Origin of the sequence: Collimonas sp. (genome assembly GCF_035566555.1) — a bacterium.
Lineage (GTDB): Bacteria > Pseudomonadota > Gammaproteobacteria > Burkholderiales > Burkholderiaceae_D > Collimonas.
In genome coordinates this window covers 1-11,112 of sequence record NZ_DATMRB010000175.1, presented here as the reverse complement: position 1 = coordinate 11,112, position 11,112 = coordinate 1, and the positions used below count along the sequence as shown (strand labels likewise).

13 protein-coding genes are annotated in these 11,112 nt (G+C 59.4%); 6 read left to right on the top strand and 7 right to left on the bottom strand.

Features of this window, described 5'->3' with window-relative positions; genetic code table 11:
* From VNZ65_RS22265 to VNZ65_RS22255, 3 genes are all read left to right on the top strand, one after another.
* Positions 1–316: GPO family capsid scaffolding protein (locus VNZ65_RS22265; protein ID WP_325672964.1), on the top strand; the 316-nt coding region annotated here is incomplete at its 5' end.
* A gap of 19 nt (positions 317–335) precedes the next feature.
* A complete protein-coding gene (locus tag VNZ65_RS22260; RefSeq protein ID WP_325672960.1) occupies positions 336–518 on the top strand; it encodes an excisionase in 183 nt (60 codons plus the stop codon).
* Positions 512–1,723 carry an Arm DNA-binding domain-containing protein gene (locus VNZ65_RS22255; RefSeq protein ID WP_325672958.1) on the top strand — a complete coding sequence of 404 codons (1,212 nt, stop codon included), beginning with the start codon at positions 512–514 and terminating at the stop codon, positions 1,721–1,723. The genes VNZ65_RS22260 and VNZ65_RS22255 overlap by 7 nt, the downstream gene beginning before the upstream one ends.
* Before the next feature lie 247 nt (positions 1,724–1,970).
* Here VNZ65_RS22255 and VNZ65_RS22250 read toward each other — a convergent pair whose 3' ends face one another.
* Positions 1,971–2,879: a LysR substrate-binding domain-containing protein gene (locus VNZ65_RS22250; RefSeq protein ID WP_325672956.1), complete on the bottom strand. Its 909-nt coding sequence runs from the start codon at positions 2,877–2,879 to the stop codon at positions 1,971–1,973.
* Positions 2,880–2,993: 114 nt separating this feature from the next.
* Between VNZ65_RS22250 and VNZ65_RS22245 the strand changes: the two genes are divergently transcribed.
* The 3 genes from VNZ65_RS22245 (at position 2,994) to VNZ65_RS22235 (ending at position 5,479) form a co-directional block, all read left to right on the top strand.
* Entirely contained in the window at positions 2,994–3,872 is an 879-nt protein-coding gene (locus VNZ65_RS22245; protein ID WP_325672969.1) for an aldo/keto reductase family oxidoreductase, read from the top strand.
* 292 nt (positions 3,873–4,164) lie between these two features.
* On the top strand, positions 4,165–4,980 hold the full coding sequence (locus VNZ65_RS22240; protein ID WP_325672954.1) for a transporter substrate-binding domain-containing protein: 816 nt from the start codon (positions 4,165–4,167) through the stop codon (positions 4,978–4,980).
* A 172-nt stretch (positions 4,981–5,152) separates the two neighbouring features.
* Positions 5,153–5,479 carry a barstar family protein gene (locus tag VNZ65_RS22235; protein WP_325672951.1) on the top strand — a complete coding sequence of 109 codons (327 nt, stop codon included), beginning with the start codon at positions 5,153–5,155 and terminating at the stop codon, positions 5,477–5,479.
* Between the two features lie 8 nt (positions 5,480–5,487).
* On the opposite strand, the gene VNZ65_RS22230 is transcribed toward VNZ65_RS22235, so the two are convergent.
* The 6 genes from VNZ65_RS22230 to VNZ65_RS22205 all read right to left on the bottom strand — a co-directional run bounded on the left by VNZ65_RS22230 (position 5,488) and on the right by VNZ65_RS22205 (position 11,086).
* Positions 5,488–6,306, bottom strand: a complete 819-nt coding sequence (locus VNZ65_RS22230; RefSeq protein WP_325672950.1) for a phosphodiesterase — start codon at positions 6,304–6,306, stop codon at positions 5,488–5,490.
* Positions 6,303–7,364 (bottom strand): ABC transporter ATP-binding protein, encoded by a 1,062-nt coding sequence (locus tag VNZ65_RS22225; protein WP_325672948.1) that lies wholly within the window; start codon positions 7,362–7,364, stop codon positions 6,303–6,305. The genes VNZ65_RS22230 and VNZ65_RS22225 overlap by 4 nt, the downstream gene beginning before the upstream one ends.
* Positions 7,361–8,164 carry an ABC transporter permease gene (locus VNZ65_RS22220; protein WP_325672946.1) on the bottom strand — a complete coding sequence of 268 codons (804 nt, stop codon included), beginning with the start codon at positions 8,162–8,164 and terminating at the stop codon, positions 7,361–7,363. The genes VNZ65_RS22225 and VNZ65_RS22220 overlap by 4 nt, the downstream gene beginning before the upstream one ends.
* Positions 8,165–8,175: 11 nt before the next feature.
* Positions 8,176–8,949: an ABC transporter permease gene (locus tag VNZ65_RS22215; RefSeq protein WP_325672967.1), complete on the bottom strand. Its 774-nt coding sequence runs from the start codon at positions 8,947–8,949 to the stop codon at positions 8,176–8,178.
* A 74-nt stretch (positions 8,950–9,023) separates the two neighbouring features.
* On the bottom strand, positions 9,024–10,004 hold the full coding sequence (locus tag VNZ65_RS22210) for an ABC transporter substrate-binding protein (protein WP_414649198.1): 981 nt from the start codon (positions 10,002–10,004) through the stop codon (positions 9,024–9,026).
* Between the two features lie 53 nt (positions 10,005–10,057).
* The gene (locus VNZ65_RS22205; protein ID WP_325672966.1) at positions 10,058–11,086 is read right to left on the bottom strand and encodes a LacI family DNA-binding transcriptional regulator; all 1,029 of its coding nucleotides are present in this window, start codon (positions 11,084–11,086) and stop codon (positions 10,058–10,060) included.
* Positions 11,087–11,112 lie beyond the last annotated feature (26 nt).

Below are 11,112 nucleotides of genomic sequence, written 5' to 3'. Positions count from 1 at the left end.
CTGGGTCGAACACCTGCGCAGCACCTGGGCCGATGGCGCCTTTAAGGCCTATGGCGATGTGACGGCAGTGAAAGCCGAGGAAGTCGAGCTGGGCGGCGTTAAGAAACTGGCGTTGTATGCGCAGATCCCCATATCGAACATTCTCACTTCCGACCCAATCGGACCGCCTTCCGCCCTCTACCTGGATTGGACGAAATTCTGCCAAGCCGCCATCGCACCCAATACAGCGGATGCCAGCTTCATCGCCAAATATGCAGCTAAGGACATCGACGGCGTGATCGCCTGCCAGGCACCAAAACTACATTACGTTATTTAACAAAAAAAAGGACAAGGGAATGACTTACACCATCAAGTGGGTGAAACTAGAAAAGTACGCCGAGATCACCGGCGACAGTGCCGACTCGGTCATGGCTAGGCGCAAGGCAGGAAAATGGCTAGACGGCAAACAATGCAAGATCGTGGACGGTAGATTGTGGATCAACCTGGCAGCGGTCGAGAAATGGGCGGAACAATGGTAGCCGCATTGTCAGGCGCTCGTGGAGTGGAGCTGCGCAAGGGCGCTCACAGCGAATCGATTCGGGTCAAGTTCATGTATCTCGGCATGGAGTGCCGCGAGTCGTTGAAACTCGCGCACACAAAGCAGAATATAAATTTTGCGATCCGGTTACGTGGTGAAATTCTCAATGCCATTGAAAAAGGGGCGTTTAACTATGCTGACTATTTCCCGAATTCCCCCATGGCCACTAAACTCGGTGCGGCGCCTGCGCCGGCGCGCATCACTATTGGGGAGCTGTTGCGCGAACAATTGAGAATCGCTGAGCGCACTCTGTCGCCGAGCACCCTACGCGGCTATCGGCAGGTTTGTGATTCGCACCTGTTCCCTCAATGGGAAAAAACTCTCTTGCTGGACCTAGCGCCGCCGGCGTTACGCGCCTGGATAGGCTCACTGGATTGCAAGATCAAGACCGTGCGCAACATCTTGACGCCGTTGCGTAATGCGCTGGAACAGGCGGTCAACGATGACTTGATCGAATCCAATCCGCTGGACCGCGTCAAACTGGAAAAAATCATGACACGTAAGTCACGCACGTCCGATTACGTGGTCGATCCGTTCGACATGGCCGAGATATTGGCTATATTGGGCGCTTGTGAAGGCCAGGAGCGAAACCTGTGGCAACATGCCTTTGCAACCGGCATGCGCACATCGGAATTCATCGCCCTGAAATGGGCGTCGATAGATTGGATACATGGCAATATCAGCGTTGACCAGGTGCGCGTCGAAGGCGTGACTAAGGACGAAGCCAAGACCTCGGCAGGACGTCGTAAAATCGATATGCTCCGGGGCGCATACAACGCGCTTATGGAGCAAAAGGCGCACACGTTTTCGGCCGCCGGCCTGGTCTTCCATGACCCGCGCTATGATATCGGCTGGGCAGACGACCATGCGCTTAAAAAGCGCTGGATGCGCATTTTGCGCAAAGCTGGCGTTCGCTATCGCAACCCTTATCAAACGCGCCACACTTACGCTAGTACCTTGTTGTCATCCGGCGCGAACCCGCTGTATGTTGCCAAACAGATGGGGCATCGTGATACGGAAATGATTACCAGGACATATGGCCGCTGGATCGAACAGGGGAACGACCAGGAGACATGCCGGCAGTTGCAAGCGTTTTTCGCCCAAATTTCGCCCACGCCCATCGTTAAGAAGCTGAAACTCGCCTAGATAAAGGCTTTGCAGGGAAATATGGCGCGGGTTCGATTCCCGCCGCCTCCACCACCAATACAAAAGGTCACCCGAAGGGTGGCCTTTTTTATTGGTGCTGATGTGACAGGCATCGAGCCCGCGGCCGGCACGGACGCGGGGCGAAGACAGGGTTTCTGCAAGCATGCTTGCCGCCGTCTGAGCGGTTTTCGCCTGCAGGCGAAAACCCGGGAGATTCCCGCCGCCGGTCACTCGCCACCGCCTGAGCTCACCGCTGGCCAGATGGCATCTTAATAAAATCGATAAACGCGCGCAAAGGCGCCGGTACGAGACGTCGTCCGGGATAATAAAGAAACGGCCCCGAAAAGCGCGGCCACCACGGCTCCAGCACAGCTTCCAGTGCGCCGCTCTCAAGATGGGGGCGCAGCCAGTCCTCGAACAGATAAAAAATGCCGCTGCCTGCGATCGCCGCTTCAACCGCGAGATCCACGCCGCCGCCCGCCTGTACGATCAGCGGCCCGCTCGGATCAACTCGCAATAATTCTCCGTTGCGCTCAAACTCCCACGGCGGCATCGAACCGCTGGGAAAGCGGCCGCGCAGACAGGCATGGTCGAGCAGTTCGCGCGGATGTTGCGGCCGGCCATGCCGATCAAGGTAGGTGCTGGAAGCGACAGCGGCAAAGCGCTGTACGCGCGGCCCGATCGGCACCGCGATCATGTCCTGCTCCAGCCTCTCGTCGTAGCGGATGCCGGCGTCGCAACCGGCGGCGATGACGTCGACAAAACTTTCCTCGGTGATGACCTCCAGCTGAATGTCGGGATAGGCAGCGAGAAACGGCGGTACGATGCTGCCCAACACCAGCCGCGCCGCACTGACTGGCACGTTGAGGCGCAAGGTGCCGGCTGGCCTGTCGCGGAAACCGTTCACCACATCGAGTGCGGACTCCATCTCGCTCAAGGCCGGACTGAGCCTCGCCAGCAAGCCCTCGCCCGCTTCGGTTGGCACCACGCTGCGCGTGGTGCGATTGAATAGCCGCACACCGAGTTGCGCCTCCAGGCGGCGTACTGCCTCGCTGAGCGCTGATGCGCTGCTGCCGCTTGCGCGCGCGCCGTCGCGAAAGCCTTTGGCGCGCGCCACCACCACAAAAGCATTGAGATCACCCAGATCGACCTTCATTTGTTCGCACTCCCACTGTTCGCCAATCCGCACAACCCGTATTGATTGTACCCAGTTATCGTGAAAGCTGGAAAAGCCTACCATGGGTCGTCTTTCATATACCGGAGCACAATGATGTCTAATATCGACGTATCTCCCAGCTTTGCACTTGGCGGCCGCAGCGTAAAGCGGCTTGGCTATGGCGCCATGCAGCTTGCCGGCCCTGGCGTATTCGGTCCTCCCAAGGATAGGGACGCGGCCTTGGCCGTGCTGCGCGAAGCCGTCGCGCGCGGGGTGAATCACATCGACACCAGCGATTTCTACGGGCCTCACGTCACTAACCAGCTGATCCGCGAAGCGCTGCATCCTTATCGAGACGATCTTGTCATCGTGACCAAGATCAGCGCCCGGCGCGGCGACGACGGTTCATGGATTCCAGCCATGTCGCGTGAAGAACTGATCCAGGCAGTCCACGACAATCTGCGCAATCTTGGCCTGGATGTACTCGATGTGGTTAACCTGCGCAGCATGTTCGGCATTCATGGACCTGTCGAAGGATCAATCGAAGAACCGCTCACGATTCTGGCCGAGTTGCAGCGCCAGGGTCTGGTGCGCCACATCGGATTGAGCAATGTGACTCCGGCGCAGATCGCTGAAGGACGCCGTCTCTGCGAGATCGTCTGTGTGCAAAACCATTACAACGTGGCGCATCGGCAAGACGATGTCCTGATCGACAACCTCGCACGCGACGGTATCGCCTACGTGCCTTACTTTCCGCTCGGTGGCTTTACCCCGCTGCAATCCTCTACCTTGTCGGATGTAGCTGCGCGTCTCGGCGCCACACCCATGCAGGTCGCGCTCGCCTGGCTGCTGCGTCGCGCACCCAACATCCTTCTGATTCCCGGCACTTCGTCTGTCGCGCATTTGCAGGAGAATCTGGCGGCAGGCGCGCTGACGCTGTCGGACGACGTGATAAAAGAGCTAGATCAGGTAGCAAGCATCAGCGCTGCTTGACGGTACACAATGGCCGCCGGCTAATGTGGCGGAGGTATTCTGCTTGGCTACCAAAGATTACCCACAGCCTGGTTTGTGACAAGGTTTTGGCGACCACCCAATGCATTTGCCAAAGCCCACTCGCAGCCAAAGTGGGCGGCACGCAACAGCTGGCATTCCTGCTCGATTATTCCGTATACAAACTTTCCACCCAGACATAGAATCCGGTGCTGCTGGGCATTGCAGCAATGTCTCTGCCATTGTCGTCGTGGATAGACATGCACTACATTCAATTCATTCTGGGAGTCTTCTTGTGAAGCGTTACACCGGTGTTGTTGCATGCATTTTTGTCTATTTCATCGCCATCGCAGGGGGCTTGATTCCCGCCAAGGAAAGCCGCGCGGATGCAATGGATGACATCCAGAGCCGGCGCGCGATTCGCGTCGCCGTGCCGAAAGATACGCCGCCGTTCGGCGCGGAAAACCAGTACAAGTCGCTGGAAGGATTCGATATCTCGATCGCCAAGATGATTTCGCTGGAGCTGGGAGTGAAACTCGACATGGTGCCGCTGGCCAGCGCGGACCGTATTCCTTCGCTGCTGAACCATCATGTCGACCTGGTGATTTCCAGCCTTGGCAAAAATCCGGAACGCTTGAAACAGATCGATTTTTCGCAAGCGTACGCGCCGTTTTACCTGGGCGTGTTCGGCGCTCCGAACCTGGACGTAAAAAATGCTGCCGGCCTGTCCGGCAAGACAATCGCCGTGCTCAAGGATTCGATCGAAGATGTTGAGTTAACCAAGATCGCACCGCCTTCCGCCATCATCAAGCGCTTCTCTACCAGCAAGGACGCGGAAAAATCCTATCTGCAAGGCGAATCCAAGCTGCTGGCTGCCGGCAACGTGCTGATTTCCGCTTTTACCAAGGAGCAGGCAGAAAGCACTCAGCTGAAAATCGTGTTGAAGGATTCGCCCTGCTTCATCGGCGTTAACAAAAACGAAACCGCCTTGCTGAACAAGATCAACACCATGCTGAGCAGCATCAAGAAAAACGGCATGCTCAACGTGAATGCCCAACGCTGGTTCAAGGCGCCCTTGCCTGACAGCGTGCTGCATAGCGGGCTGGAATAAGCCTAGTGTCGTGTCCTGCCTGCAACGAATAAAAAGGGGTTCCGGCAGCGGAACCCCTTTTTCTTTTCCCTATCCTTGCCGTACTGTATCGATTGACTCCGCCGTGGCGCGCGAGCCGCCGTCAAGATGTGGTAAGTTCACGGCATGACACCAGATACGCAGGAGAACTGACATGCCAAGCGCAAGCCTGAATGGCGAAATCATCACCGGCTGGGACAGCTTCCATAGCGAATCGGCCAAGGCCTTCGGCTTCCCCGAATTCTATGGCCGCAACATGAATGCCTGGATCGATTGCCTGAGTTATCTGCGCGACGAGGACGGCATGAGCAAGTTCCGCCTCAAGGAAAACGAGGTGCTGAACATTGAAGTGCTGCACAGCGACAAGCTGCGCCAGCACGCCGCCGAAATCCTCGAAGAGCTGGAATTCTGCATTGCTGCGATCAACGAGCGCTACGACGACTACGGCGAGAAGCCGGCGCTGAAACTGATCCTGCGCTAAAGAACGGCTTAATCGATCAGGTTGTCGCCATCGTAGAACGAATAGGGCCCGTCAAATTCCCCGACATAGGCGGTGTGGCTGATCAAGCCGTGCGCTGCATCCCACAGATGCAGCTGGAACGCCGGTGGTTCCATCACGAAGCGGGACTCTGCCTGCTGGCTCAGATCCAGCGCCACCTGATGGGCGACGCCGGGACAGGTCGAGGCAATGCTGCCGCCGAAGCGCACCTGGATGGCACGGTGCAAATGGCCGCACAGGATCCGCTCTACCTGAGGATGGCGCTGCACCACGGCAGCCAGCGCCTGCGGCTGCGCCAATCCGATTTTATCCATGTGGCCGATGCCGGTATGAAACGGCGGATGATGCATGACGATCACGGTCGGCTTGTGCGGCTGCGCCGCCAGCACCTGCTCCAGCCAGACCAGGCTGTCGGCGGCCAGCGCACCGCCGCTGGCATGCGGAATCACCGTATCCAGCGCCACGATGCGCAGCGCATGTTCCTCAATCACATACTCGATCCTGTCCTGGCTTTGCTGCAGGTACACGTGTTCGGGAAAGGCCGCGCGCAAGGCGCTGCGTTCGTCGTGGTTGCCAGGAATCAGGTAATACGGCGGCTCCAGCGCCTGCAGCAGCTGGCGCAGGAATGCATATTCTTCTGGCAGGCCGAAATCCACCAGATCTCCGGTAATCACCACGGCATCGGGGCGCTGCCTGAGTCCGTTCACCTGGGCGATGCAGCGCTTCAGGCTTTCCGCGGTATCGACGATGCGATAGGATTTCTTGCCCTGCGCCTTGATATGCAAATCCGAAATCTGGCAAAGAATCATGCCGCCACCTCATCCGGGAAATGCAGCAAGGCATGCTCAGGCACGCGCAGCGCGATGCGCTCTCCCACTTGCCACGATGCGCCGCGACCGCTGTCGACCACTACCGCCTGCTCGGCGCCGACATCGACCAGCAGGCGGGTACGGTCGCCCAAAAAGAAGGTCGACAGAATCTCGCCCTGCATGTCGGCGCCGCCCATGCCGTCGGCGACCACCTCGACGTCTTCCGGCCGGAACATCAGGGTCGCCCGCAAACCGGCGGACGAGGTATCGCAGGGCAGCTGGCCGCCGCCGAAGCGCAGCTGACCATCACCGGCGACGCCGCTCACGCGATTCATGGTGCCGATGAAATCGGCGACAAAATGACTGGCGGGACGGTAGTAGATATCCCGTGGGCTGCCGATCTGGGCGATCTTGCCGCGCTCCATTACCACTACGTGGTCGCCCAGCGCCATCGCCTCGCTCTGGTCGTGGGTGACGTAGATGGCGGTGATGCCGAGCTTGCGCAGCAGCTGGTTGAGATCGGCGCGCAGGGTTTCGCGCAGCTTGGCGTCGAGCGCCGTCAGAGGCTCGTCCAGCAACAATACCTTGGGCTCGACTGCCAGTGCGCGGGCCAGCGCTACCCGCTGTTTCTGGCCGCCCGAGAGCTGGTCGATGCGACGCTGGCCTAGCCCCTGCAGCTGCACCATCTCGAGCAGGGCTGCGATTTTTTCCAGGCGCTGAGCGGCAGGCATCTTGCGGATCTTCAGGCCGTAGGCAATGTTCTCGCCGACCGTCATGTTGGGGAACAAGGCGTAATTCTGGAACACCATGCCGACGCCACGTTTTTCTATCGGCAAGTCCGTCACATCCTCGCCGTCGAACAGGACCTGGCCGCCGGCATCCGGGAATTCCAGGCCGGCGATCAGGCGCAAGGTGGTGGTTTTGCCGCAGCCGGAAGGCCCCAGCAGCACCACGGTTTCACCGGGGCGGATTTCCAGTTCTATCGGCTGCAGCGCCTGCGCGCCGTTGGCGAAGGTCTTGGCGCACTGAATCAGTTTGATGGAAACGGCATTCTTCATAAGCGGACTCTTGAACGTGTGGTGTGGGTCACCCATTGCATGGCGATCAGCAGCGGGATAATCATCAGGAAGAAAATCAGCGTGTAGGCGGATCCCACTTCCAGCCGCATCGAGGCATAGCTGTCGGCCAGCCCGACCGGCAAGGTCATGGTCAGCGGCGTATGCAGCATCCAGGTGATGTTGAACTCGCCTATCGACAAGGTCACCACCATCAGCGCACCGGCCAGGATGCCGGAAAACACGTTGGGAATGACGATTCCGAAAAAGCGCTGCAGCGGGCCGGCGCCGAGGCTGGCCGCGGCTTCTTCCAGCACCGGTAATTGCGCTGTCTGCATCACCGCCAGCACCGGACGCACCATGAACGGCAGCGTGAACAGTACGTGGCCGACCAGGATGAACAGCAGGCTGCCGCGGAATTCGCGATACTGGCCGTAAGCCATGATCAGCGCCAGCGCGGTAGCCAGGCCGGGCACCGCCACCGGCATCATCAGCAGTTCCTCGATGGCGCGCGCCAGGCGGCTGTTGCCGCCGTTATGGCGCGCCAGCATATAGGCGAGCGGCACGCCGGCCAAGGTAGTGACCGCCAGGCAGGCCAGCGCAATCGCAATCGAACGCCAGATGGTGACCTGGTAGCTATCCCAGACCTGTACGATCCAGCGCGCGGTAAAACCGCTGGACCAGCCGATAAAGAAATTGTCCGTAATCCCCGCCAGCATTGACAGGATGATGGGGATGATCAGGAAGGCGCATACCAGCAGGGTGAAACCGAGCTGGAAATAGAAGCGGAACGATTTCTGCATGTTGTGGTTCCTTACGCCGCGGCGCCAGCAGCATTGCCGGACCAGGAGCGCGCCAGCGCCAGCACCAGCCAGGTGATTGCTCCCAGCACGATCGACAATGCGGCTGCCATTGCAAAGTTGGCATAGCTGGTAAATTCATTGTAGATCGCCATCGGCAGCACATCGATATTGGTGGCCAGGGTGAAAGCCGTGCCAAACGCGCCGACGCTGGTGGCGAAGCAGATCGCGCCGGAGGAAATCATGGCTGGAGCCAGGGCCGGCAGTACGACGTTGGCGAACACCTGCAAAGGATTGGCGCCCAGCGAACGGGCGGCCTCCTCCAGCGCCGGATCAAGTTTTTCCGCGGCAGCCATGATGGTCAGGATGACGCGTGGAATCGAGAAGTACAGATAGCCGAGGAATAAGCCGCCAAGCGAATAGGCAAATACCCAGGCGTCGCCGAACAGCCAGTTGCTGACGACGCCGATCAAGCCTTGGCGGCCGGCGAGCATGATCACCATGAAACCGACCACCACACCGGGAAAAGCCAGCGGGAAGGTCAGCATGGCGAGCAGCAGAGCTTTGCCGGCGAAGCGGTTGCGCTGCAAGAACAGGCCGACCAGCGCAGAGATCAGCAAAGTGGCCAGGGTCACCGCCGCCGACAGCAGCAATGTCGAAATCAGGCTCATCAGATAGTGATGATTGGTCAGCACCGCAAAATATGCCGCGGCGCCAGTAGGGCCGCTGGCCCCTACCGCCACCAGACGCAACATCGGCAGCAGCCAGAACGCCACGAACAAGGCCATGCCTGGCAAGGCGAACAGCAGGTATAGCCGGCGTTGCGGGCGCCGCTTCGACAGCCCGATTGACAGACCGACTGTCACCGCACTTCTGCCTGGTAACGTTCGCTGAAGCCGCGCTGGGCCTCGGCCATCTTGCCGTAGTCAACCGACTTGGCGCGCGCATATTCCGTTGCGGGCAAAAAGCGCGCCTGGGCTTCCTTTGAAATGGCGGAAGCGCGTACCGGCCGCAGGTAGGCATTGGCCCAGATTGCCTGGCCTTCTTTGGACAGCAGGAAATCCAGCACCTTCTTGGCGTTGGCCGGATTCGGGCCATTTTTCACCAGGCTGACGACGTAAGGCACGGTCAGGGTGCCTTCGCTTGGGATCACGAAAGCGACGTTGGCCTTGTCCTTGTACTTGGCGCGATAGGCATCGAAGTCATAGCCGAACAGAATCGGAATCTCGCCTGACAGCAGGCGCGCGTATGAAGTCTGTTTGGGAACGATGGGCTGGTTCTTTTGCAGTGCCTTGAAGTAATTGATGCCCGGCGTGAAGTTGTCCAGCGTGCCGCCGAGCGCCTGGTTGACAGCCACCGCGCCGACATAGCCGACGAAAGCGCTGGCTGGATCGAGATAGCCGATCAGGCCTTTGTATTCCGGCTTCAGCAAGTCTTGCCACGAGTGCGGCACCGGCTTGCCCTTAAGCGCATCGACATTCACCATCAAGCCCATGGTGCCGGAATGAATGGTGAACCAGTAACCGTCAGGATCCTTGAGTTCGTTCGGAATCTCATTCCAGCCGGCCGGCTTGTAGGGCGCAGTCACCTGCTTCTTTTTTGCTTCAATGCCGAAAGTCACGCCGACGTAGGTGAAGTCAGCCACCGGGCTGGCTTGCTCCGCAATGATCTGCGACAGCGACTGGCCGCTGTTCTTGTTATCGGGCGGCACCGTGATACCGGTCTTGTCCTTGATGGCTTTGATCTGCGTCGCCCAGTCTGCCCATTCGGGCGGACAGTTATAGCAGATGGCATTCTGAGCGGCGGCATGAACCGTAGCGGCCAGGGCGACGGCGGCGACCATGGCATGGAAAACACGTGCTGAACGCATGCTGCTTCCTTTCTATGTTGGCTGGATTAAAGGGGATTCGTGAACGGCTTGACCGAGGCGCCGATGCGGACGGTATGCGGCAATAGGTGCGAGCTGGCGGGTGAATAGCCATCTTGCATTTCTTCGATCGCTGTCACCAGCGTGCGCAGTGCAAGAGCGCCGATCTGCTCGGACGGCTGTTCGACGCTGCTCAGCATCGGATCCATCAGTTCGCCCAGCGGAATGCCATCGAAGCCCATGACCGAGACGTCGTCCGGCACGCGCAGGCCGAGTGCACGCAGATCGCGCATCACGCTCAAGGCCAGCAGGTCGTTGGAGCAAAACAGAGCGCTCGGCCGCTGCAGTGGATCACGGAATGTCTGCAGGTAGTCGAGCGCGAGCGAAGTGTAGGTATGGCGCGCAACCTCGATCGGCGCCAGCGGCTCCAGGCCGTGCTGTTGCATCGCCTGCAGGTAGCCATGATAGCGCTGCAAGGCGCGGTCCGAGGCATGGAACTGGCCGGCCAGCATCTGGATGCGGCGATGGCCTAGTTTGATCAGGTGGGTCACCGCGTCATAAGCAGCGGCGCGATTATCGACCGACACCGACGGCCGTGCGCTCTGCTGCGGCTGGTTATATACCAATACGTAGGGGATTCTTTCGCGATCAAGCACATCCAGCGTGGTGCTGGCTTCTGCATCGGCAACGGTCAGGATGACGCCGTCGACGCGGTGCGCCAGCAGCAGTTCCACCGCCGCAGCTTCGTCTTGCTGGCGATATTCGGTGGCGGTGAACATCACCGAGTAATCGCGCTGGCGCGCCGCCGTTTCAATGCCCTGCAGGCACTGCGCAAATACCGTATTGGATAAAGTCGGCACCACCACCCCGACCGTGTGCGAACGGCCGGCGCGGAGATTGCGTCCGTTGAAGTTCGGCCGGAAGCCCAGCGCCTCGATGGCCTGGTTGACCTTGCTGGCAGTATCGACGCTGACCGAGTCCGGCTGGTTCAGCAGACGCGAGACAGTGGCGATGGAGACGCCGGCTTCTAAAGCAACTTGCTTGATGGATGGACGCATGATGCAACCCGCGATGTAAACGTTTA

What these genes read in the sequence shown, in the direction of transcription:
- VNZ65_RS22205 (WP_325672966.1), bottom strand. Translation starts at nt 11,086, where the DNA reads ATGCGTCCATCCATCAAGCAAGTTGCTTTAGAAGCCGGCGTCTCCATC.
- VNZ65_RS22250 (WP_325672956.1), bottom strand. Translation starts at nt 2,879, where the DNA reads ATGAAGGTCGATCTGGGTGATCTCAATGCTTTTGTGGTGGTGGCGCGC.
- VNZ65_RS22230 (WP_325672950.1), bottom strand. Translation starts at nt 6,306, where the DNA reads ATGATTCTTTGCCAGATTTCGGATTTGCATATCAAGGCGCAGGGCAAG.
- VNZ65_RS22220 (WP_325672946.1), bottom strand. Translation starts at nt 8,164, where the DNA reads ATGCAGAAATCGTTCCGCTTCTATTTCCAGCTCGGTTTCACCCTGCTG.
- VNZ65_RS22215 (WP_325672967.1), bottom strand. Translation starts at nt 8,949, where the DNA reads ATGGCCTTGTTCGTGGCGTTCTGGCTGCTGCCGATGTTGCGTCTGGTG.
- VNZ65_RS22245 (WP_325672969.1), top strand. Translation starts at nt 2,994, where the DNA reads ATGTCTAATATCGACGTATCTCCCAGCTTTGCACTTGGCGGCCGCAGC.
- VNZ65_RS22260 (WP_325672960.1), top strand. Translation starts at nt 336, where the DNA reads ATGACTTACACCATCAAGTGGGTGAAACTAGAAAAGTACGCCGAGATC.
- VNZ65_RS22235 (WP_325672951.1), top strand. Translation starts at nt 5,153, where the DNA reads ATGCCAAGCGCAAGCCTGAATGGCGAAATCATCACCGGCTGGGACAGC.
- VNZ65_RS22225 (WP_325672948.1), bottom strand. Translation starts at nt 7,364, where the DNA reads ATGAAGAATGCCGTTTCCATCAAACTGATTCAGTGCGCCAAGACCTTC.
- VNZ65_RS22255 (WP_325672958.1), top strand. Translation starts at nt 512, where the DNA reads ATGGTAGCCGCATTGTCAGGCGCTCGTGGAGTGGAGCTGCGCAAGGGC.
- VNZ65_RS22210 (WP_414649198.1), bottom strand. Translation starts at nt 10,004, where the DNA reads ATGGTCGCCGCCGTCGCCCTGGCCGCTACGGTTCATGCCGCCGCTCAG.